The organism is Pseudomonas silensiensis, assembly GCF_050434865.1.
In the GTDB taxonomy this organism is placed as follows: Bacteria; Pseudomonadota; Gammaproteobacteria; order Pseudomonadales; family Pseudomonadaceae; genus Aquipseudomonas; species Aquipseudomonas fluorescens_W.
The window spans coordinates 26360-48181 of sequence record NZ_JBNDJH010000028.1; the positions used below are offsets into that span (position 1 = coordinate 26360).

Below are 21822 nucleotides of genomic sequence, written 5' to 3' on the forward strand. Positions count from 1 at the left end.
GAAACGTCGCCGAGGCGAAGGCGGCCTGATCGGAGGGTTTATGGCGCAATCGGGATATCGAACGTCTGAAACGCATCATCCACCGGCCGGTAACCCAACACCCGCATGGTTTCGCTGAGGTCCAGACGCTTGAAGCGGTTGTTGGAAATGCCGTGGGCGATCAGGTGTTGCACGCCTTCGACCTCCACCGAACGTTGCAGCAACTGTACCGCATCGCGCGGGCTCAGCCAGGCGCTCAGGTCTCGGGCATTGGTCAGTTCATGACGGTCCGGGAATTCGAAAGCGCCGATCCGTATCGCGATAGTCGAGAGGTTGCGTTTGGCAGCATAGAACGCACACAACGCTTCGCCGTAACACTTGCTGACGCCATACAGATTGGCCGGCATGACCTGCATGCCCGGGGTGATCTGCCGGTCCACCGGATAGCCTTCGATGGTTTGCGCACTGCTGGCGAACACCAGTCGTTTGCAGCCAGCCGTTACCGCAGCTTCGAACAGGTAAGTGGTGGCAAGAATGTTATTGGGCAGCAGCTCATTGAAAGTGGCAGTGGCGTGAGGAATGCCGGCCAGGTGCACGATGACGTCGATCCCTTTCAATACTTCGACCATGGCCGCGGGGCTGGACAGGTCCAGGCTGACGAAACGGTGAGGCGCATCGACCACAAAGTCGGGCTCGATGCGATCCGTCAGGACGAAGGTGTAGCGGTCTTTTGAGGCTTCGAAAAAAGTTTTGCCGATTCTGCCGCAGGCACCGGTCAGCAGTACGTTGAGTCCGTTCATGAGTCTCTCTTTTCAGGGTAGGAGCGTTGCGGGTTTGGCGTTATGGCAGGCCGTTGCAGCCATGTTTCAGGAATCCCGGGCGTTGTGCCAACCGTTGGAAATACTCGTCGATGGCCGGGTAGTCGGGGCGTTCCATCGGTGTCATCAGCCAGCGGTTGATCGACAGCCCGATGACGATGTCCGCCAGCGTGAAGTGAGGCCCGGCGACATACGCTTTGGTGGCCGCGAGCTGATGCTCGAGGATGCCCATTTTCTGATTCCAGCCGTGTACACCGGCGGCAATGTGATGCGCGTCCTGGAACTCCGGATCTTTGCGTACCAATGCCGTGAACGCATAGCTCCAGGAGGCATTGAGTTCAGTCGCTTGCCAATCCATCCACTGTTCCACCCGAGCGCGGGCCGCCGGTTCGTGGGGTAGCAGATCGGTGTTGTGGTGTTTACCGGCCAGATAGCGGCAGATGGTGTTGGACTCCCACAGCACGCCGGCCTCATCGATGATCACGGGCACCAGTGCGTTGGGGTTGAGCCTGAGAAACTCCGGCGTGTGGGTCGACGCATAACCGCCGCCCCAGTCTTCACGTTCGTAGGCAACACCCAGTTCCTCACAGGTCCACAGGACTTTTCTGACGTTGATGGACGAGGCTTTACCCAGAATCTTCAGTGCATGTTCCATTGAGCTACTCCGTTAGCGATTCGACGCTTCAGGAATCTAACAGACATTCAGCGTATTCAAACCGGATCCGGCAGCGCCGAAGTTGGCAAACCAAACGTGCGATCACATAACCAGTTGGATGAGGAACACTATCAAGGTTAGTTGAAAACCCACGGCATGGGCGATGCGCCGTTTAACGGTGCGGGTTCGCGAAGGCTGGCGACTTAACCAGCGCTCGAACAGCGTGGTGTAGATGTAATTCCAGGTCACCGCGATGGTGGTGATGATCACGGCCAATGGGCGAGGAGCGTTGATGCTCGGACAGGGGTGACTTTTGTTCGAAGAGTCACTAAGTTGCTGGCCACTTGTCTGGTTCGGACAGGGCTATCAAGGGAGTGACGGCGAGTGAACAAGGGAATGCTCAAGTGGGGCTATGTGGCAGGTTTGTTGGCGCCGATCTGGTTGCTGGTCGGTGTAGTGATTGCCGGCAGCTTGTATCCCGGATATAGCCATCTCAATCAGGCGATGAGTGAGCTGGGTGCCATCGGGGCACCGACTCATGTCCTGTCGCCACAGATCAACAACTTCCCGTTGGGTGTGTTGTTTATCGTCTTCGGTCTGGCCGCGTTCGCGACTTTCCATACCTCGAAACTCGCTCGACTGAGCGCCGTGCTGATTGTGCTGCACGGTGTTGCCAGTTTCGGCACCGGGTATTTTTCCTGCGATATCGGCTGTGCCCTGGCGAATCCCTCCGACAGTCAGAAGTTGCATAACCTTTCGGGTCTGGCGATGTTTCTGACGCTGCTGATCGCCAACGCGCTATGGATCTATCTGGCGTCGCGAGTATTGGGCTTAAAGTGGTTCGCCTGGTTTTCCCTGGTGTGCACGCTTGGGGCGTTGTCGGTGCTGCCATTGATGGGACAGGCCGTTGAGGCGGGGCAGGGGTTCGGTTTGTATCAGCGGATCAACTATGGGGTGTCAATCCTTTGGGTGGGCGTGTTTGCCGGGGTGCTGATAAGCCGACGCGCTTAGTAACCGATCGTTCCCACTCTGCGTGGGAACGATCAAGGTGCCGTGTCAGGTACTCTCGCGCACCTTCAACTCAAACCCCATGTCCTGCACCGGTTTGGCGACCGTGTTGCCAGCCATCAACGTCAACATCTGCTCCGCCGCGCGCCGGCCGATGGCTTCTCGCGGGGTGCTGATGCTGCTCAGGCGCGGCACCATGTGGGCCGAGGCCGGCAGGTCGTTGAAGCCGAGGATCGCCACTTGTTCGGGAATCTTGATCCCGCAGCGCAGGGCTTCGAGCAGTGCGCCCTGGGCCAGGTCGTCGTTGCCGAAGAAGATCGCATCGACATCGGGATGACTGGCGAGCAGTTGCAGGAACAGTTCACCACCGAGACCGACCGACGAAGAGCGAGGTGTCAGCACTTCCAGATCCGGGTCATACAAACCGGCCTTTTGCAGGGCTTTGCGGAAACCTTCGCCGCGCAGCAACGTGCGTTGATCGAGTTGCGCGCCGATGTAGGCCAGACGCTTACGACCGCGTGACAGCAAATGCCCGGCCGCTGTCTCGCCGGCAGCGAGTTGCGAAAAACCCACGCAATTCAGGCCGGCGGCGCTGTCCAGTTCCATCATGTACACGCAGGGAATGTTGCTGGCTTCGATCATCCGTCGCGAACTTTCGGTGCGGTCGAAACCGGTCAGCAGTAAACCGCGAGGCTGATACGCCATGTAGTTGCGCAGCAGGTTTTCTTCTTCATCACGTGAGTAATGGAAGTTGCCGATCAGCACTTCGAAGCCCTTTGGTCGCAAAACCTGATGAATGGCTTCTAGCGTGTCGATGAACAATAAGTTGGACAGCGACGGCACCAAAACCACCACCGAATGGCTCTGGGCCGAGGCTAACGCGCGGGCGGCGGGGTTGACCACGTAGTTAAGGTCGAGGGCGGCTTTCTGGACTTTTTCCACCAGTTCGGTGGCCACCGTGCTGACTCCGCGCAGGGCGCGAGAGGCGGTGATCGGGCTGACACCGGCCAGGCGTGCGACTTCGTTCAAAGTGGGGCGGCCAGTGGTGCGCGTATTTTTATCGTTTTTAGGGGAGATCATCGGACGGCTTGCCAAACAAAATTCGAGGCACTAAGGTAGCGCTGTCTCGACGCAGCTGCAAATGCGTGAGCGGGGTTTGCCTGATCCCCGCTTTTCGGCGTCGGGAACGAACATGCTGCAACCCACAAAAATGACAAGAAGGCGTCGGCAACTTCTACCTTTGTTCTAGTGTCATAACCGGCAAAGGTAGCGCTGTCTGCGCGCTGAGGTGTTACATGAATCATCCCATCACCGCCCTGGTCATCATGGGCGTTGCCGGTTGCGGCAAGACTTGCGTCAGCGAGGCCTTGTGCCAACTCAGCGGCGCGACCGCCATTGAAGGCGACACTTTCCACCCTGCCGCCAATATCGAAAAGATGAGCGCGGGGATCCCCCTGAACGACGACGACCGTGCCGGCTGGCTCGACAGCCTGTGCGATGAATTGCGCCGCATCGACGCCAAGGGCGAACGCCCGGTGCTGACCTGCTCGGCCCTCAAACACATTTACCGTGAACGTCTGCGCAGCGCCTTGCCGGGCCTGGGCTTCGTGTTCCTTGAACTGACCCCTGAAGTCGCCGCTGATCGTGTCTCCCATCGGCCGGGCCACTTCATGCCGTCAACCTTGATCGACAGCCAGTTCGCCACCCTTGAATCACCCGTTGGTGAGCCCCTGACCCTGGCTCTGGACGCTTCGACTCACAGCGTCGACCAATTAGCGAAGCAAGCTCATGACTGGTGGCAGGCTCATGGCCTGAAACACGCCGTATGAGTTTTGCCAGAAGAGATAGCGCTGTCCTGTTGGCTTGCGAATTACCCGCTTTAATAACAACAACAACCAGGAGACACCCCTAATGTTTGGCATGTCCCACGAGACGTTCCTGCTGCTCGATGCAGTGGTCACGGTGATCGGGCTTATCGTCCTGATCACCAAGTTCAAGCTTCACCCGTTCATTGCCCTGATCATCGCCGCCGCTTTTCTCGGGCTGACCTCCGGCATGCCGATCGGCACCATCATCAAGGCGTTCCAGGACGGCTTCGGTGGGGTGCTCGGGTTCGTCGGGATCATCCTCGCGCTGGGCACCATGCTCGGCAAAATGATGGCCGAGTCGGGCGGGGCGGATCAGATTGCCCAAACCCTGATTCGCGCGTTCGGCAAGGACAAGGTGCAATGGGCGATGATGTTTGCCGCGTTCCTGGTCGGCATTCCGCTGTTCTTCGAAATCGGCTTCGTGCTGTTGATCCCGCTGGTGTTCATCGTGGCCCGGCGTACCGGCGTGTCGATCATCAAGATCGGTATCCCGCTGCTGGCCGGTCTGTCCGCGGTGCACGGTCTGGTTCCGCCGCACCCGGGCCCGTTGCTGGCCATCGGCGTGTTCGGTGCCGACATCGGTAAAACCATTCTCTACGGCCTGATCGTTGCGCTGCCGACGGCCATCATCGCCGGCCCGATCTACGGCACGTTCATCGCCAAGTACATTCCGGGTCATCCTAACCAGGAACTGGTCGATCAATTGGCGCGCGAGCCAGACGCGGCTGAACTGCCGAGCTTCAGCATCACCCTGATCACCGTGCTGTTGCCGGTGTTCCTGATGTTGCTCAAGACCTTTGCTGACGTGGTGCTGCCGGACGGCAACTTCTTCCGCACCTTCATGGACCTGATCGGTCACCCGATTTCGGCGCTGCTGCTGGCGTTGCTGCTGTCGCTGTACACCTTCGGCCACCGTCAGGGCATGGGCTCGAACAAGATCCTCAAGTTGCTCGACGCGAGCCTTGCGCCGACTGCCGCGATCATTCTGATCATCGGTGCCGGTGGTGGCTTCAAGCAGATGCTGGTGACCAGCGGCGTGGGTGACGTGATCGGCCACATGGCGGTGAACGCACAGATCTCGCCGATCCTGCTGGCCTGGCTGGTAGCAGCGGTGATCCGTATCGCCACCGGTTCGGCAACCGTGGCGACCATTACTGGTGCGGGCATCGTGGTGCCGGTGGTGGGGATGATTCCAGGTGTGAACCGTGAGCTGCTGGTACTGGCGACCGGTGCTGGTTCGTTGATCCTGTCGCACGTCAATGACGCGGGTTTCTGGCTGGTGAAGCAGTACTTCAACATGACCGTGGCGGAAACCTTCAAGACCTGGACCGCGATGGAAACCATCCTGTCCGTGGTGGGCCTGGGCTTCATCCTGCTGTTGTCGCTGTTCGTCTGACACAAACGCCAAACACAAAAAAACCGCAGCGATGCGGTTTTTTTGTGGGTGATGAATTCATGACTCAACACATCACCATTGTAGGAGTGAGCCTGCTCGCGATAGCGGTGGCGCCAGTTCACACCTCAATTGGAGGTGATGGCCTCATCGCGAGCAGGCTCGCTCCTACGGGTTATGTGTTAACCGTTAGTTTTCGGTACCAACCCATCCGCCCGGAACATCCCGCGAATCCCGCGTACGGCCTGACGAATCCGGTCCTGGTTTTCGATCAGCGCAAAGCGCACGTGATCATCCCCATACTCACCAAACCCTACGCCCGGCGAGACGCAAACCTTGGCCTCGGCCAGCAGTTTCTTGGCGAACTCCAGCGAGCCCAAGTGCGCATAAGCCTCGGGAATCTTCGCCCAGACATACATCGACGCTTTCGGATTCTCGACCATCCAGCCCAGTTCATGCAGGCCTTTGACCAGCACGTTGCGACGCTGACGATACTGCTCGGCGATGTCTTTGACGCACTGCTGATCACCTTCCAGCGCCGCAATCGCCGCGACTTGCAGCGGGGTAAACGTGCCGTAGTCGTGGTAGCTCTTGATCCGCGCCAGGGCATTGACCAACTCGGCATTACCGACCATGAAGCCGATGCGCCAGCCCGCCATGTTGTAGCTCTTGGACAGGGTGAAAAACTCCACCGCAATATCCTTGGCGCCTGGCACTTGCATGATCGACGGGGCTTTCCAGCCGTCGTAGACGATGTCGGCGTAAGCCAGGTCGTGCACCACCAAAACGTCGTACTGCTTGGCGAGGGCGATCACCCGCTCGAAGAAGTCCAGCTCCACGCATTGAGCAGTGGGATTCGACGGGAAGCCGAGGATCATCATTTTCGGTTTCGGAATCGAGCCGCGAATGGCGCTTTCCAGTTCGGCGAAGAAGTCCACGCCCGGAATCAACGGCACCGAACGCACCTGGGCGCCGGCAATCACCGCGCCGTAGATGTGAATCGGGTAGCTCGGGTTCGGCACCAGAACGGTGTCGCCCTGGTCGAGGGTGGCCAGCATCAAATGCGCCAGGCCTTCCTTGGAACCGATGGTGACGATGGCTTCGCTTTCCGGGTCGATGTCGACCTCGTAGCGATCCTTGTACCAATTGGAAATCGCCCGGCGCAGACGCGGAATGCCCTTGGACGTCGAATAACCATGGGTGTCTTCGCGCTGGGCGACGGTCACCAGTTTTTCGACGATGTGGGGCGGAGTAGGGCCATCGGGGTTGCCCATGCTGAAGTCGATGATGTCTTCGCCACGACGACGGGCGGCCATCTTCAGCTCGGCAGTGATGTTGAATACGTAAGGGGGGAGTCGATCTATGCGCGCAAAGCGGCGCGGCGAACCTGGGTTAGCCATTGTTGCCTCGGATAACGTGAGCGCCCGGAACCGTCCGAGCGACGCTGGTCACTGCGGTGACCTGTGGCGGAATGTAAGGGCTGATGTGGCAAACTGTCCAGCGACTATGTAAACAAATTTGTCCGAAGGAAATCGGTTGATGGAATTTACCAGTGGCTTCTTGCTGAGCCTTTCGCTGTGCCTGGACATCGGCGTGGCCAACATCGCGATGATCACGCTGGCGATGCAGCGCGGCTATTTTCAAGGCTTTGCATTGGGTTTGGGGACGTGCGTCGGCGACCTGATCTACGCCGTGCTGGCCTTGGCCGGGATGACCGTTTTGCTGCAATACGAAACGGTGCGCTGGGTGCTGTGGATCGGCGGTTCGGCGCTGCTGCTGTACTTCGCGGCGAAGATGATCTATTCGGCGATTCACCATGAGGCGGTACTGGCGCAGGCCGAAGACGTGGGGCAGAACTCCCATCGACGCGAGTTTTTCCGCGGGATCTTCCTCGCCATGTCGTCACCCAGCGCCATTCTCTGGTTCGCGGCGGTGGGCGGCACATTGATCGCTCGTTCCGGCGGCGGTGGCGCCCTCAGCTCGGCGCTGTTTCTTGGCGGGTTTCTCTGTGCCGGGCTGCTCTGGTGCGTGGCTTTGTGCTTCGCGGCGAGTCACGGCGGCAAGTTGCTGGGGGACAAACTGTTGCGCTACTCCTATATGGCATCGGCGGCGATCTTCTGCTATTTCGCGGTCTACGTGATCCTATCAGGGTATAACGAGTTCGTCGGCGCAGGTGCCATCGAGCAGTTGCACGCACTGTAATTGGGCGAATCGGGTTTGGCTTCTATACTCCCAGCCGAACCCACTTTTTTGTTCCAGGAGTTGAGTCATGGATGAGCAAACAGGCGTCGAAACCGCCAAGCCACGTTTCGAGCACGGGCACTTCCTGCTCATTGCAGGGCTTGGCGGACGATTTACTGCAGACACCACTAAAGGCATTCCCGATCTCTGGGAGAAATTCATTCCCGAGATTGGCAAAATTCCCGGTCAAAAAAGCGAAGTGACCTACGGCATCTGCTGCAATCCGGATGGCAAGGGCGGCTTCGAATACATTGCTGGCGTTGAAATCAGCAAGCTCGACGACCTGCCCGAAAAGTACCGCTGGGTTGAGGTTCAACCTCAGCATTACGCGGTGTTCGAGCACAAGGGCTCTCTCGATCAGTTGCCCCAGACCTTCCAATACATCTGGAAAACCTGGCTGCCGCAGTCCGGTTATCAAGCGGCGGACGCGCCGGAATTCGAACGCTACAGCGAAGACTTCAACCCGAAGCTCAACACCGGCGTGCTGGAAATCTGGCTGCCACTCAAACCGTAATGACTGCATCGGGAGGCGGATCGGTGATTCGCCTCTCGATGTCGTGGTGGCGCTGATTTATGATCCCCAGCCATTCCCTCGCTGATTTCGAGCTGCCATGAACACCGTCATCCGCCACGTCACACCTGCTGATCTGGACCGCTGCTACGCCATCGAGACCGTTGCCTATGAAGGCGACGAAGCCGCCACCCGCGAAAAAATCGCCACGCGCATTGCCACCTGGCCCGAAGGTTTCATCGTGGCCGAAGTCGATGGCGTTGTAGCCGGTTTCATCAATTCCGGTGCGGCGTTTCAGGTAGAAATGTCGGACGAGGCGTTCAAGGAACTGATCGGCCACGACCCGGCTGGCCCGCACGTGGTGATCATGTCGGTGGTGGTGCACCCGGATTATCAGGGGCAGGGGCTGGCGAAACGGTTGATGGGCGAATTCATCGAGCGGATGCGGGTGTTGGGCAAGACCAGCATCCATCTGATGTGCAAGGAGCGGCACATTCCGCTGTATGCCGGGTTCGGGTTTGCCTACGTCAAGCCTTCAGCGTCTGACCATGGCGGGATGGCGTGGCATGAGATGGTGTTGGAGTTGTAACCACAATCTCTCGAGCACCGCAGAACACCTGTGGGAGCGTTGTGTCAGTAGAGGCTGTCGCGCACCCGAGCCGGCGCTGCTGTTGAGCATAGCCACCTCAGAAAATCAGACCCATGCGCCGTTCGTAACCGATCCGCCCCCTGTAGGCTTCGCCGCTGTCGACCCAGCCGAATTTTGCGTAAAGCGCGATGGCCGATGCGTTATCCGCATCCACCGACAACTCCAGCCCCTTTATTTCCGGAAACGCCTGACGCGCCACCTCGGGCAGGGCTTGCAGACAGGCCTTGCCATAGCCTTTGCCCTGAGCCCGATGATCGACTTGCAGTGCGTGAAGGGTGGCGCTGTGTTCATCGGCCCACGCTGGCAATACGGGCGGGCGTTTGAGCAGCAGAAAGGCTACGGGAATATCCTCAACCAGTAGCGCGAATCCTTTGACGCCGGGGCCGGGTTTGGACAGCAAGGTGTGCAACGCACCGTGGATGTCGCCGGAGAACCTGATTTGTTCTTTATGAACTTCAATGGCCTCGACCTGCTGGCGCTGGAGCGCGTTCAGGCTGTCGTAAGGCACGAGTCGGGCTGTCACTGGAGTGTCCTTTTTCCAACATAAATGTGTTTCGAATTCTAACGAGTTTGCGTCCATGGATTATTTTTTATTTGACTGTCGATTTGGCTTTTCGCCAGACGACTAAGGGTGTCTTCACAACAAAAACCACGGAGAACCACCATGAACGCTACCCACGAAATCCAGGCCCTGATCGACACCTATCGTCAGGCGGTCATCGCCAAGGATGTCGAGAAACTCATGTCCCTGTATGCCGAGGACATCGTCTCCTATGACGCGGTCAAAGCCCTGCAATTTCGGGGCAAGGCCGCCTACCGCGCGCATTGGCAGGAATGCATGGAAATGTGCCAGGGCGCGCACACGTTCGACTTCGATCATATGAACATCGTCGCGGACGAGCACATCGCCTTCGCCCATTGGCTGGCCCATTGCGGTGGCACCAACGAGAAGGGCGAAACCCAGGCCTGCTGGATGCGCGTGACTGCCTGCTATCGGCGCGACGATGGGCACTGGCGCATCGTCCACGAACACTGGTCGGTCCCGTTCGACATGATGAGCGGCACGGCACTGTTCAACCTGGAACCCTGAGCGTCAGGCCGATTCGTCGGGAATGTCGCGAAAGCGTCAATCAGCAGCCATAGTTGATCCGTTCGATTCAGGAGAGCCCCATGAAGTATTTATGCCTGGTCTACAGCAACGAGCACGAGTTGCACTCGCTGCCCGAAAGCCCGAATGACGCGGAATGCATGGCCTACGCCGAGGCGATTCAGGGCAGCGGTCGAATGGTCGCCGCCGAGGCGCTGGAGTCGGTGCAGACCGCGACGACCGTGCGTATGCGCAACGGGAAGATGTCGATCACCGACGGCCCGTTCGCCGAAACCAAGGAGCAATTGGCCGGCTTCTACCTGATCGATGCCAAGGACCTGAATGAAGCCATCCAGGTTGCCGGCAATATTCCGGCGGCCCGGGTCGGCTGTGTCGAGGTGCGTCCCGTTCGTCAGTTGAATCCCGGCGCCTGATGTCGGCCGAGTCGGTACGGGCGCAGGTTGAGCAGGTTTACCGCGAGGACTCACGGCGGATTCTGGCGACCCTGATCCGTTTGCTCGGCGATTTTGACCTCGCCGAAGAAGCCTTGCACGAGGCGTTTTTCGTCGCCGTCGAGCGCTGGCAGCGTGACGGTGTGCCGGACAATCCGCGTACCTGGCTCGTGTCCACGGGGCGCTTCAAGGCCATCGATGTGTTGCGTCGACGTGCACGCTTCATCGCGTCGCAACCGATGTTGATCGATCAACTGGAGGCGCTGGAGCAGGCCGACTGGAGTGACGAAGACGTGGAAGACGATCGCCTGCGCCTGATTTTCACCTGTTGTCACCCGGCACTCGCGGCGGACGCCCAGGTGCCGTTGACGCTGCGGGAAGTCTGCGACCTGACCACGGAAGAAATCGCCCGGGCCTTCCTGTCGGCGCCAGCGACCATCGCCCAGCGCATCGTGCGGGCTAAAGCAAAAATCCGTGACGCGAAAATTCCTTATCAAGTGCCAACCCTGGCGGAATTGCCCGAGCGCCTGGACAGCGTGCTGCGGGTGATTTACCTGGTGTTCAACGAAGGCTATTCCGCGTCCATGGGCGCGGAACTGACCCGTGAGGATTTGACCCGCGAGGCGATTCGGCTCGGTCGCCTGTTGATGGAACTGTTGCCCGAACCCGAGGTGATGGGGCTGCTGGCGCTGATGCTGTTGCATGAGTCCCGACGCCCGGCCCGGACGTCGGCGAGCGGGGAGTTGATCGTGCTGGATGAGCAAGACCGTTCGTTGTGGGACGCTTCGATGATCGAAGAAGGTTGCGCACTGGTGGAGCGGGCGCTGACGACTCGGCAATTCGGTCCTTATTGCCTGCAAGCAGCGATAGCGGCGTCGCATGCCGAAGCGCCCACGGCGGCGGAAACGGACTGGCGGGAGATTGTGGGTCTGTATGACGTGCTGTTGCGGGCGGCGCCTTCGCCAGTGATCGAACTGAACCGTGCGGCGGCGATCTCCAAACGGGATGGGCCGTTGGCGGGGCTGACGTTGGTTGAAGGGATTCTGGCGCGGGGTGATTTGCTGGATTACCACTTGGCGCACGCGGCGCGGGCGGAGTTTTGTCGGCAGCTGGGAAGGATTGATGAGGCGCGGGCGGCTTATGAGCGGGCGTCGGAGTTGACGCAGCAAGTTCCGGAGCGGCGGTTTATTGAGGCCCGGTTGCGGGAGTTAGATCGACCCCTCACCCTAACCCTCTCCCCAGGGGGTAGAGGGGACTGACCGAGGTGTTCTTTCGAGTTACATCGACCTGAAAAATCGAGTCGAACTCAGGTTCTGAAAACTATGGAGATCGAGCTCCCTTTCCCTCTCTTCCCCGTGGGGAGAGGGCTGGGGAGGGGTGGCCCTTACCATCGCCAACGCTATTCCAGCATCTTGCCAAGCAACCAACTCCCCGCCGGCCCTGGCGGATGCAGCCGCGACCACAGTGCATCGACGAACACCGGTTTCGGCCAGCCGCGCACGTCCAGTTCCTGCAACGTCCCTGGCCCAAACCGCTCCACCAGCCACCGCGGCAACGGCGCCCAGCCGAATCCGCCCTGGGCCATTTCCAGCAGCATCAGATAACTCGGCGCCGACCAGACGCGCCCCTTCGCACGGCTTTCATACGGATTGACGATCGTCGCCAGGCGCAGCTCACGGTGTTGTTGCAGCACGTCTTGATCGATGTGGTCTAGCGCCGCCAACGGATGCTCGCGGGACACGAACAGGGCAATTTCGGTCCGTTCTTCCACGGTCGAACTGACCAGGTCCGGCGGGTAACTGTCTTGCTTTTCGGCGAAGGCCACATGCGCCCGGCCCCGTTGCACCAAGGCCACCAGGTCATCGCACTCGGCGATCAGGCATTCAAGTTCCAGATCTGGATAACGTTGCTCGAAAGCACTGAGCGCCGCTTCGAAGCGGTCGGACTGATACGTGTCGGAAATCGCCACGGTCAGTTTTGGCTCGACCCCTTGGGACAGTTGGCTGGCAGTCATTTCCAGTCGGCTGGTGGCGGCCAGGATTTCCTCGGCCCGTTGCAGCATCACGTGCCCGGCCGGTGTCAGGCTCGGCTTGCGGCTGCTGCGGTCGAACAGGGTCAGGTTCAAGTCGATTTCAAGGCTGGCCACGGCGGCGCTGATGGTCGACTGACTGCGGCCCAGTTTGCGCGCTGCGGCGGAAAACGAGCCTTGAGTCGCTGCCTGAACGAAGGCCTGCAACACTTCTTGAGAGGCCATGAACTATCGCCTTGATCGATGGTTATTGGTTATGAAGTATCGGTGTGAAGAAGGATCATGGCAACCACAGTCACTCAGAGGAGTCTGGCCATGAGCGCCAACAAATCCATCACTGAACGTATTTTCCAGGCCATTGGTTTCGAATTGCTGGCCATCCTGATCTGTACCCCGTTGCTGGCGTGGATCATGGACAAACCGATGCTCGACATGGGCCTCGTGACCATGGCTCTCGCGGCACTCGCCCTGGTCTGGAACGTGATCTTCAACGGATTGTTCGACCGTGCGCTCAAACACTACGACATCGCGCACAACGCGTGGGTCCGTGTCGTCCATGCGCTGTTGTTCGAAGGCGGTCTGGTCGCGGTGGGTGTGCCGTTGATAGCCTGGTGGCTGAAGGTCAGCCTGTGGCAAGCGTTCGTGCTGGATATCGGCGTGTTGCTGTTTTTCCTGCCGTACACCTACGTCTACCACTGGGTCTATGACGTGGTGCGCGAGCGGGTGCTGATGCGCCAGGCTGTCTCGGGATAGAAGCAAAAGATCTTGGTGGCGTTTACAAAAACACCACCTGATCTCAGAACAACCGGGTGAACAACCAATACAAACTGCCCGACAACAGAATCGCCGCCGGTAAGGTCAACACCCAGGCCATCAGCAAGTTGCGGATGGTCTTCATCTGCAAGCCACCGCCGTTGGCGACCATGGTCCCGGCCACGCCCGAAGACAACACGTGCGTGGTTGAGACCGGCAGGCCGAACATGTCTGCCGCGCCGATGGTCAGCATCGCGACGGTTTCCGCCGAGGCGCCTTGCGCATACGTCAGGTGGGTCTTGCCGATCTTCTCGCCGACCGTCACCACGATGCGCTTCCAGCCGACCATGGTGCCCAACCCCAGGGCGATGGCCACCGCGATTTTTACCCACAGCGGAATGAACCGCGTGGCGTTGTCGATCTGCTGCTTGAACAGTTGCAGTTTGCCGGTGGTGTCGGCGTCGAAGTTGCCGACCTTGTTTTTGTCCATCAGGCGAATGGTTTCGCTGGTCAGGTACATGTCGTTACGCACGTTGCCCATGGCCTCGGCGGGGACTTTCGAGAGCGAGCCGTAGCCCTTCACTTCGTTACCGATATTGCCGGTCAACGCGGCGAGGGCGGGGATCAGTTGCGGCGTGACTTCCTTGCTGCGCACGTAATCGGACAGCACCGGACGCGGGTCGGCCGGCGCTGGCAGCGGCGCACTTTTGACCAGTGCTTGCTGGGTGACTTCGGCCACGGCGGCAAACTGCAGCGCCTGGTCCGCCGGCATGGTGCGGTTCAGCGCATATGCCATCGGCAGCGTGCCGACCAGAATCAGCATGATCAGGCCCATGCCTTTCTGGCCATCGTTGGAACCGTGGGCGAAAGACACGCCAGTGCACGTCAGGATCAACATGCCGCGAATCCACCACGGTGGCGGAGTGTCACCCTTCGGTGCTTTATACAGCGCACGATTCTTCACGAAAGCACGCAAGGCCAGCAGCAACAGCGCGGCAAACGCGAAGCCGATCAGCGGCGACAGCAACAGCGCATAGCCGACTTTGGTTGCCTGCGCCCAGTCCACACCGCTGGTGCCGTCACGACCGTGCATCAGGGCATTGGCCACGCCGACGCCGATGATCGAGCCGATCAGGGTGTGCGACGAAGACGCCGGCAAGCCCAGCCACCAGGTGCCGAGGTTCCACAGGATCGCGGCGATCAACAGGGCGAAGATCATCGCGAAACCGGCGGAGGAACCGACTTGCAGAATCAGCTCCACCGGCAGCAGGGCGATGATGCCGAACGCCACCGCGCCGCTGGACAACAGCACCCCGAGGAAGTTGAAGAACCCGGACCAGGCCACCGCGAAATTCGGCGGCAAGGAGTTGGTGTAAATCACCGTGGCCACGGCGTTGGCGGTGTCGTGGAAACCGTTGACGAACTCAAAGCCGAGGGCAATCAGCAGCGCCACGCCCAACAGCAGAAACGGCGTCCATGTGGTCACCACGGTGCCGAGTTCGTTCATGTCGTGCATCAGGCTGTAGGCGGTGAACAACAGCCCGCAGCCCAGCACGGCGAAGAAAATAACGATGGTCAATAAGCTGGGCTTTTTATCGAGTTGCGGTTTGGCGCTACGGGCGGGCGCCTGGGCGGCGGTGAAGGAAGGAGTAGCCATGACGGACAATCCTGAGGGAAGAAGGAGTGTCGCCCATGATCGTTGCTGAATGTTACAGGGAAGCTGCGCTGGGTCAGTGTTTTGGGTTTTTACAGATCCGTTGATCCGAGTCCACCGGTGAACCCTGTAGCAGCTGGCGAAGCCTGCTGCTACAGGTGCTGTGTGAGGCTCAATAATCCTGGCGCTTGCGAAACGCCCAACGCCCGGCGATCACGGTAAACGTCGCGACCAATGCCACCAGAATCCAGAACCCTTCCGGGTCGCCGGAAAGTGGCACGCCACCGACGTTCATGCCAAAAAAACCGGCGATGATGTTGATCGGCAACGCCAGCACCGTGACCACGGTCAGGGTGAACAGCGTGCGGTTGCTCTGTTCGTTGAGGTTGGCGGCGATTTCTTCCTGCAACAGCTTGATCCGTTCGCCCAGCGCCGTGAGGTCGTTGATGATCAGCGCGAACTCCTCGGTGGACTTGCGCAGCTCCTTGACGTCCTCCTTTTGCAACCACTGCGGCGGGCGATTGAGCAGGCGCAGCAACGAGCCCGGTTCCAGCGCCAACAAGCGTTGCAGGCGCACCAGCACCCGTCGGTTGGCACCCAGTTCGGCACGATTAGTCGACAGCCGCGAGGACAGCAGCTCATCTTCGATCTGGTCGACACTGAGGCTGGTCTTGCGCACGATCTGGGTCAGCACTTCGCCTTGATCGCGCAGCAGATGCACCAGCAATTCCAGCGGCGAGCGAAAGCACTCACCGGCCTTCACCGACGAGCGCAGCTTGTCCACCGAATGCAGCGGTTGCAGGCGTGCGCTGACGATCAGCCGACTGCGGGCGCAAACCCACAGCGTCGAAACATCGGACGAGACCATGCTGCTGAGGTTAAACACCACATCGTTGACCACCGCCAGCAACGCCGAATCCACATGCTCGATGCGCGTCGAACGGGAGCCCTCATGCAGCGCTTCGAAAAATTCGTCGGGCAATTCCAGATGGCTTTTCATCCAGCGCTCGCACGCCGCATGAGCCAGATTCAGGTGCAGCCAGAGAAATTCGTCGTTGTCGCCGGGATGTTGCAGGCACTGCAAGGCCTTGGCCGAATCGAGCTCCCGCCCGCGCTCGCCGGGGCGAAAACTGAAACCGTACAGCAGACCGAACAGGTCCGTGTCGCGATGACTTTGGTCGATGCTGTGGTTCATGAGGTCTCACTGAAGGAGGCGCTGTCGGTCACTTTGTGTAGCAGGTCGCGTTACGGCGGATTTTGCAGGTTCACTTGAGCCGCATCATCGCAAGGAGTTTTGACGGTTTTGTGACAGTTGGATGGCGGCAAAATAGTGGCCGTACCGATGGTCGGATTTCATTCAAGAACCGCTCTGGGACGCCGATTACGCTGACGTTAACTTGCACGGCTTTGGCCACGAACCAAGGTCGCAGACAGGGATGTCCGGACACCTTTCACGCCTTGTTGCGGCGTGCCTCATTCCTGTCATGAGTACCTCCCGATGTTTTTGCAAAAGTCCTTGAGAGCGCAAATTCTCGCCCTGCTGAGCGGCAGTCTGTTCGCGATGCTGCTGATCGCCCTGGCCTGCTTTCACTTTCTGTCCAGCGGTGTTCAGAACTACGCGAATCTGGTCGAAGGCCCACTGCACACCTCGCAATTGATCGATGAAGCCAACCTGCAATTCAAGGTGCAGGTACAGGAGTGGAAAAACGTCCTGCTACGCGGCAAGCAGCCTGCGGACCTGGACAAATACTGGAAGCAATTCGAAGACCGTCAGCGCGACGTGCAGGGCATCCTCGGTGAACTGGCCGGACAGAAGGGTATCGAGCCGTCACTCAAGACTCGCATCGAACGCCTGCGGGACGAACATCGTCTGTTAGGCGCGGCTTATCAGAAGGGCCGTGACGCCTACGTGGCGGCAGGCGCCGACCCAACGGCTGGCGACACTGCGGTCAAAGGGGTGGACCGCGCAACCAGCGATCAGATGAGCGAGTTGGTCAGCGAATTGCGCAAGCAGGGTGCCGAGCAATCGAAACTGATCAGCGCCGACGCCGACCGCACCGTGTTGCTGGGGATCATCGTGATGCTCGCCTCGGGTCTGCTGATCGGGTTGTTGAGCCTGTGGCTGATCAACCGCAACCTGGTCGAACCGATTCGCAAACTGATCGAATACGTGGCGCAACTCAGCCAAGGCAAGTTTGCCGAACGCGTGGCCAGCACCCGTCAGGATGAGTTGGGCAGGTTGGCGGTAGCGGCCAACACCTTGCGCGACTTCCTCGCCGAAACCTTCAGCCGTTTACAGCGCAGCGCCAAGGATCTGGACAGTGCCAGCGGTGAGCTGAATTCCATCGCCACCCTGATGGCCAGCGGCACTAACGAGCAGTTCAACCGCACCGATCAGGTGGCCACGGCGATGAACGAAATGTCTGCTACCGCACAAGAAGTCGCACGTCACGCAGCCGACGCGGCACGTGCCGCCGATGATGCCGACCAGTCCGCCCAGCAGGGCGAAAAGGTCATGCAGGGCACCATTCACACCATCACCCAAATGCGCGGCGAAATCGCCAATACCGCCACGGTCATCCGTCGTCTGGAAACCGACAGCGGGCGCATCGGCAAGGTACTGGAAGTGATTCGCGGCATCGCCGAGCAGACCAATCTGCTGGCGCTCAACGCCGCCATCGAAGCAGCCCGTGCCGGTGAAGCCGGGCGCGGTTTTGCGGTGGTGGCCGATGAAGTCCGCAGCCTGGCCCAGCGCACGGCGGCGTCGATCATCGAGATCAACCAGATCATTCAAACGGTGCAAACCGGTGCGGTGGACGCCGCTCAGGCGATTGAAAGCGGTCAGTCACGCAGTGAGGAAAGTGTCGAGCAAGTGACTCAGGCCGGCGCCATGCTGGAGCGCATCACCCTTGCCGTGGAAGCCATCCGCGACATGAACCGCCAGATCGCCACCGCCGCGGAAGAGCAGACGTCGGTGGCCGAAGACATCTCGCGCAACCTCACCGAGATCACCAGCATCGCCAGCACCAATCTGGACAACGTACAGCGCACCGAAGCGGCCAGCCACAACCTGCACGGGTTGTCGGGGCAGTTGAATGAAGTAACGGCACGTTTAAGCGCGTAACGGGAATGGCTGTGTACCGGTTTGCTTACCGAGTCGGTACACAGTCGATCTCAAGTCCGCAGTGTCGATGTCGATGACCACGGTAATCCTATAAACCCAATGGAGAACCGCCATGGTCAGCATCACTTCCGTTTCGATCCCCCCGACGGCCACGACTGCTTCGAACAAGACTGCTGTCAGCGACAGCACCGAAGACACGTCGGTCACTGCAACCGCTGAGGCGTCCAGCGACACCACCAAGGTATCCGCCGGTGGCGCCCCCGCAGCGAGCGGCAGCAGTTCCAGCAGCAGCGAAGAATCCGACACGGTGAAAGAGCTGCGCAAGCAGATCGCCGAGCTGCAAAAGCAATTGCAGGAACAACAGCAGCAACTGCAAGCGGCGCAGGCCAAACAGGAAAGCGCCGAAGCCAAAGCGGCGGACGTCGCGGCGGTTCAGTCGCAGATGGCGGCCACTTCAGCTTCGTTGCAGACCGCGACGGCGGCGTTGTTGCAGGCGTTGCAGGATGAAGGTGGCAGCACTTCCGGTTCCTTGGTCAGTACGACCGCTTAAGTCCGGATTGGAAGGCTGAAGGTAAACGTCGTGCCCTGTTGCTCGGTCGAGACCACGTCCAGTTTTTCGCCATGGGACTGCGCAATCTGACTGGCAATGTACAACCCCAACCCGAGGCCGGCCTGCGGTGTTCCGCAGGCCGATCGCGAGTAGGGCCGGAATAGATGGGGCAACGTATCCTGCGCAATCAACCCCTGATTGTTCACGCTCAGCACGAACTGTCCTTCATTGATCTGTGCGCTGATATCGATCGGGCCGTCGGGATCGCCATGAGCAACCGCGTTCGCCACCAGATTGGAGAGTAACTGTGCGACCCGCTCGCGATCACACTGAACGCTGTGCAGGTCGCCGATGGACGATTGAAGGGTACGGCCGGGATGGACGCTCTGAACTTCAGAAATCACACGCCGCAATGCATCCTCGAGATCCGGGCACGGCTTGATGTTCACTGGAATGCCACGGCCCCAAGAGCCGCGAGCGAAATCCAGAACGTCATCGACCAGTTTGGCTGCACGTCGGACGCTGGTGAGGATGTGCCGGGCCCGCTGCTGATTCGCCGGATCGGGTAGTTTGCGCAGGAACATTTCGGCACCGGCGCTGATGGCGAACAAAGGGTTGCGCAGATCATGCCCGAGCACGGCGATGAACTGTTCGCGCAGTTCGGCGGTTTCCCGTTCCTTGCGCAGCGCTGCTTCGGTTTTTTGCAGGTTCTCTTCGGCCTCGATTTGCAGCGTCAGCATCCGGGCGAAGGATTCCATGGTGCTCTGGATCGTGCTGGATTTGAGGGGCGCAGGGTTGGGGTCAAAGGCGCAGAGGGTGCCGAAAAAACGTCCGTCGGTGCGAAAAATCGGCACGGCGATGTAGCTTTCGAACGGATAGAGGCGAGGGGTGTGGTGATCGCGGTAACGCGGGTCATCACTGGCCTTGTCGATGACCACCGACTGATGCGCCTGACGAATTTCGTGGCACAGGGTCGTGACAAGATCCAGCTCATCGCCGACCTGCAAACCGACATTCAGCTGGTCGAGTACCGCACACGCTGTCCACGAATGTTCGGTGATCCGGGCCACGGCGGCGAAGCGCAGGCCCGTCAGTTCTCGGATCACTTGAAGAATCGCCGGCACCGCGCTGATCCGACCGATCATGGCGATGTCTGCTGCCGCTGCTTGCCCCATTTCAATCTATCCCTGTATGAATGGTGTGGTGGGATTCTAACGGGCTGGCGCTGTGTTGGCGCGACTTGATTGCCTGAATTTGACGTGCAAAAAAGCCGCACGATCCGAAGATCGTGCGGCTTGGTGTTTGTGCATCAGGTGTCTTGTTTGTCGCTCAGGACTTTGCCGGTGGCGGCATCGAAATCCACGTCCCACTCGGTGCCGTCAGCGGCTTTCAGTTCGACTTCGTATTCATAGTTGTTGAAATGGTTATCCAGATCCGTGTCGGTGATGGTCGCACCCGGATGCAGTTTCAGCGCAGCCTGATTCATTTCTTCCAATGGCTTGATCTTGCCGCTTTTGACCAGCTCAGGGATCTGGTCGACGCGGACATCGGCCTGGGCCAGGCCAGCGGTGAGGGTCAGCGCAGCGGCGGTGAACAGGGCAGTCAGGGTTTTCATGAGGTTCTATCCTTGGGTGATCTGTTTAAGTGGGATCAGGCTAACCGGCGCAACTTAATCCACCCTTAATTCTCCCAACGCGACTGAGCGAAGATCGCCCCCTCGTTCATCAGTAACCGTTGTTCTGCAGCAACTGCGCAACACTGGCCGCCGCCGGGCGTTTGTAGAACTTGAGCAGTTCGCTGGCGCGGTTGGTGAAAATGCCGTCGACGCCGGCGTCCATGACTTTCTGGTAATCCACGGCATCGTCGATGGTGTACACGTGCACCAACAAGCCCTGATCGTGGGTGTATTGGTTCATCCAGGGTTGCACCAGATCCGAGTAACTCTGATCACCACCCTGGGTCAGCGCGGCAGAAGGGCCGGTGCCGATTGCGCCCTGGGCTTTGGCGTACTCGACCCATTGCTGGAATTCGGCTTTGTCTTTCGGTTGCTGTTTGGCGTAGTAAGTGGCTTTGTCCTTGTCGCCGGACTCGGCAAACGTCACCTTGGATTTCGGTTCGATGCTGCCTTCGCCGACCCACAACAACAGGATTTTCGGCACTTTCGGCATTTCCTTCTCGAGCAGTTCGAGGCTGCTTTTCTCGAAGGTTTGCAGCACGACTTTACCTTTGCCCTGGCCAACCGCCAGATCGCTCTTCGCCAGTTTCGAACCCGCCGGGCTCAACCAGCCGCGATCCTGGAGTTTTTCCTTGAGGTCGCGCTCGATCCCGGGAAACTGCTTCGGTTCTTTGGTTTCGATGTACAGGCCGGGTTTGTGCAGCGGGTTGCCTTGGGCAATGTCGATGATTTCGTCGAGGGTCAGAACTTTCAGACCGACGTACGCAGGACGCGCGCGATCCGGGTAGGCGGTGTTGAACCAGCTGCCGGCATCGAGGGTTTTCAGCTCGGCGATAGTGAACTCGTTGGCCGGGCGGTCCTTGCGTTCAGGGAATTTGCTGGCGACGTCGGTGGTGCGTTGCAGGTTGTTGTCGTGCAGGGCGAAGAGCACGCCATCCTTGCTGCGTTGCAGGTCCAGTTCCAGGTAATCGGCACCCAGATCGCGGGCCAGTTTGTAGGCGGCGGCGGTGGATTCCGGTGCATCGAAGGACGCGCCACGGTGGGCGATCACGGCCGGATGCGGAATGCCCATGCGGGTGGCCAGCGCGGTGGGGCTTGGCTCGCTGGCGGCCTGTGCCTGGCCGAGACCCAGCATCAGACTCAGCAGCAGGGCACTCTTGGTGAAGGTAACAGGCATGGTCGAGGTCCTTTCGCAGATTTTCAAAGACGTATCTTTTAACAACTGAGCGCCGCTTGCGCTATCGCCAGACCGACATAAACGTGTTTAAAGCAGATTTTTTCAGCGCTTTTGTGCGCTTCTTTGCAGTACTCTTGGCCCCGGCAGTTACCCCGGCAGAGGGAACACCCATTCGCTTGCCCTGCGTGTAAACCATCGA

23 protein-coding genes and 1 pseudogene are annotated in these 21822 nt (G+C 59.5%); 12 read left to right on the forward strand and 12 right to left on the reverse strand.

The window, feature by feature from the left end; genetic code table 11:
• Window positions 1-38: 38 nt before the first annotated feature.
• From QF010_RS29015 to QF010_RS29025, 3 genes and pseudogenes are all read right to left on the reverse strand, one after another.
• Window positions 39-779: an NAD-dependent epimerase/dehydratase family protein gene (locus tag QF010_RS29015; RefSeq protein ID WP_429534458.1), complete on the reverse strand. Its 741-nt coding sequence runs from the start codon at window positions 777-779 to the stop codon at window positions 39-41.
• A 40-nt stretch (window positions 780-819) separates the two neighbouring features.
• The gene (locus QF010_RS29020; protein ID WP_033056791.1) at window positions 820-1452 is read right to left on the reverse strand and encodes a glutathione S-transferase family protein; all 633 of its coding nucleotides are present in this window, start codon (window positions 1450-1452) and stop codon (window positions 820-822) included.
• Window positions 1453-1508: 56 nt separating this feature from the next.
• Window positions 1509-1731: pseudogene (locus QF010_RS29025) on the reverse strand (chlorhexidine efflux transporter); the annotation flags it as partial.
• Window positions 1732-1848: 117 nt separating this feature from the next.
• On the opposite strand from QF010_RS29025, the gene QF010_RS29030 reads away from it, so the two are divergent.
• Window positions 1849-2463: a DUF998 domain-containing protein gene (locus QF010_RS29030; protein ID WP_429534487.1), complete on the forward strand. Its 615-nt coding sequence runs from the start codon at window positions 1849-1851 to the stop codon at window positions 2461-2463.
• A gap of 45 nt (window positions 2464-2508) precedes the next feature.
• On the opposite strand, the gene gntR is transcribed toward QF010_RS29030, so the two are convergent.
• The gene (gene gntR / locus QF010_RS29035; protein ID WP_429510886.1) at window positions 2509-3540 is read right to left on the reverse strand and encodes an HTH-type transcriptional regulator GntR; all 1032 of its coding nucleotides are present in this window, start codon (window positions 3538-3540) and stop codon (window positions 2509-2511) included.
• A gap of 215 nt (window positions 3541-3755) precedes the next feature.
• Here gntR and QF010_RS29040 point away from each other — a divergent pair, with 215 nt between their 5' ends.
• Both QF010_RS29040 and QF010_RS29045 read left to right on the forward strand, forming a co-directional pair.
• A complete protein-coding gene (locus QF010_RS29040) occupies window positions 3756-4289 on the forward strand; it encodes a gluconokinase (protein ID WP_033056788.1) in 534 nt (177 codons plus the stop codon).
• An 82-nt stretch (window positions 4290-4371) separates the two neighbouring features.
• On the forward strand, window positions 4372-5724 hold the full coding sequence (locus tag QF010_RS29045) for a GntP family permease (RefSeq protein ID WP_033056787.1): 1353 nt from the start codon (window positions 4372-4374) through the stop codon (window positions 5722-5724).
• 179 nt (window positions 5725-5903) lie between these two features.
• On the opposite strand, the gene alaC is transcribed toward QF010_RS29045, so the two are convergent.
• Window positions 5904-7121: an alanine transaminase gene (gene alaC / locus QF010_RS29050; RefSeq protein ID WP_033056786.1), complete on the reverse strand. Its 1218-nt coding sequence runs from the start codon at window positions 7119-7121 to the stop codon at window positions 5904-5906.
• Window positions 7122-7260: 139 nt separating this feature from the next.
• On the opposite strand from alaC, the gene QF010_RS29055 reads away from it, so the two are divergent.
• The 3 genes from QF010_RS29055 to QF010_RS29065 all read left to right on the forward strand — a co-directional run bounded on the left by QF010_RS29055 (window position 7261) and on the right by QF010_RS29065 (window position 9062).
• The gene (locus tag QF010_RS29055) at window positions 7261-7923 is read left to right on the forward strand and encodes a LysE family translocator (RefSeq protein ID WP_429534459.1); all 663 of its coding nucleotides are present in this window, start codon (window positions 7261-7263) and stop codon (window positions 7921-7923) included.
• 67 nt (window positions 7924-7990) lie between these two features.
• Window positions 7991-8476 carry a GyrI-like domain-containing protein gene (locus QF010_RS29060; RefSeq protein WP_033056784.1) on the forward strand — a complete coding sequence of 162 codons (486 nt, stop codon included), beginning with the start codon at window positions 7991-7993 and terminating at the stop codon, window positions 8474-8476.
• 97 nt (window positions 8477-8573) lie between these two features.
• Complete coding sequence (locus QF010_RS29065) at window positions 8574-9062, forward strand: GNAT family N-acetyltransferase (RefSeq protein ID WP_033056783.1); 489 nt, start codon at window positions 8574-8576, stop codon at window positions 9060-9062.
• A gap of 97 nt (window positions 9063-9159) precedes the next feature.
• Here QF010_RS29065 and QF010_RS29070 read toward each other — a convergent pair whose 3' ends face one another.
• Window positions 9160-9645 carry a GNAT family N-acetyltransferase gene (locus tag QF010_RS29070; protein ID WP_033056781.1) on the reverse strand — a complete coding sequence of 162 codons (486 nt, stop codon included), beginning with the start codon at window positions 9643-9645 and terminating at the stop codon, window positions 9160-9162.
• A 141-nt stretch (window positions 9646-9786) separates the two neighbouring features.
• Here QF010_RS29070 and QF010_RS29075 point away from each other — a divergent pair, with 141 nt between their 5' ends.
• From QF010_RS29075 to QF010_RS29085, 3 genes are all read left to right on the forward strand, one after another.
• On the forward strand, window positions 9787-10212 hold the full coding sequence (locus tag QF010_RS29075; RefSeq protein WP_429534460.1) for a YybH family protein: 426 nt from the start codon (window positions 9787-9789) through the stop codon (window positions 10210-10212).
• 80 nt (window positions 10213-10292) lie between these two features.
• Window positions 10293-10643, forward strand: a complete 351-nt coding sequence (locus QF010_RS29080; RefSeq protein ID WP_008151161.1) for a YciI family protein — start codon at window positions 10293-10295, stop codon at window positions 10641-10643.
• Window positions 10643-11920 carry an RNA polymerase sigma factor gene (locus QF010_RS29085; protein WP_429534461.1) on the forward strand — a complete coding sequence of 426 codons (1278 nt, stop codon included), beginning with the start codon at window positions 10643-10645 and terminating at the stop codon, window positions 11918-11920. Before QF010_RS29080 ends, QF010_RS29085 begins: the two co-directional genes overlap by 1 nt.
• 140 nt (window positions 11921-12060) lie before the next feature.
• Here the strand turns inward: QF010_RS29085 and QF010_RS29090 are convergent, their stop codons facing one another.
• The gene (locus QF010_RS29090; RefSeq protein ID WP_429534462.1) at window positions 12061-12915 is read right to left on the reverse strand and encodes a LysR family transcriptional regulator; all 855 of its coding nucleotides are present in this window, start codon (window positions 12913-12915) and stop codon (window positions 12061-12063) included.
• Window positions 12916-13005: 90 nt separating this feature from the next.
• Here QF010_RS29090 and QF010_RS29095 point away from each other — a divergent pair, with 90 nt between their 5' ends.
• A complete protein-coding gene (locus QF010_RS29095; protein ID WP_429534463.1) occupies window positions 13006-13443 on the forward strand; it encodes a multidrug/biocide efflux PACE transporter in 438 nt (145 codons plus the stop codon).
• 43 nt (window positions 13444-13486) lie between these two features.
• On the opposite strand, the gene QF010_RS29100 is transcribed toward QF010_RS29095, so the two are convergent.
• Both QF010_RS29100 and QF010_RS29105 read right to left on the reverse strand, forming a co-directional pair.
• Window positions 13487-15100, reverse strand: a complete 1614-nt coding sequence (locus tag QF010_RS29100) for an inorganic phosphate transporter (protein ID WP_429534464.1) — start codon at window positions 15098-15100, stop codon at window positions 13487-13489.
• A gap of 169 nt (window positions 15101-15269) precedes the next feature.
• Window positions 15270-16292: a transporter gene (locus tag QF010_RS29105; protein WP_046056195.1), complete on the reverse strand. Its 1023-nt coding sequence runs from the start codon at window positions 16290-16292 to the stop codon at window positions 15270-15272.
• Window positions 16293-16595: 303 nt separating this feature from the next.
• On the opposite strand from QF010_RS29105, the gene QF010_RS29110 reads away from it, so the two are divergent.
• A complete protein-coding gene (locus QF010_RS29110) occupies window positions 16596-18221 on the forward strand; it encodes a methyl-accepting chemotaxis protein (RefSeq protein ID WP_429534465.1) in 1626 nt (541 codons plus the stop codon).
• A gap of 112 nt (window positions 18222-18333) precedes the next feature.
• A complete protein-coding gene (locus tag QF010_RS29115) occupies window positions 18334-18771 on the forward strand; it encodes a hypothetical protein (protein ID WP_429534466.1) in 438 nt (145 codons plus the stop codon).
• Here QF010_RS29115 and QF010_RS29120 read toward each other — a convergent pair.
• The 3 genes from QF010_RS29120 to QF010_RS29130 form a co-directional block, all read right to left on the reverse strand.
• Entirely contained in the window at window positions 18768-19946 is a 1179-nt protein-coding gene (locus tag QF010_RS29120; protein ID WP_429534467.1) for a GAF domain-containing sensor histidine kinase, read from the reverse strand. The two genes, QF010_RS29115 and QF010_RS29120, sit on opposite strands and share 4 nt — an antisense overlap.
• Before the next feature lie 134 nt (window positions 19947-20080).
• The gene (locus QF010_RS29125) at window positions 20081-20386 is read right to left on the reverse strand and encodes a PepSY domain-containing protein (protein ID WP_033056770.1); all 306 of its coding nucleotides are present in this window, start codon (window positions 20384-20386) and stop codon (window positions 20081-20083) included.
• Window positions 20387-20495: 109 nt separating this feature from the next.
• Window positions 20496-21623: a glycerophosphodiester phosphodiesterase gene (locus QF010_RS29130; RefSeq protein ID WP_429510873.1), complete on the reverse strand. Its 1128-nt coding sequence runs from the start codon at window positions 21621-21623 to the stop codon at window positions 20496-20498.
• Between the last annotated feature and the right edge of the window lie 199 nt (window positions 21624-21822).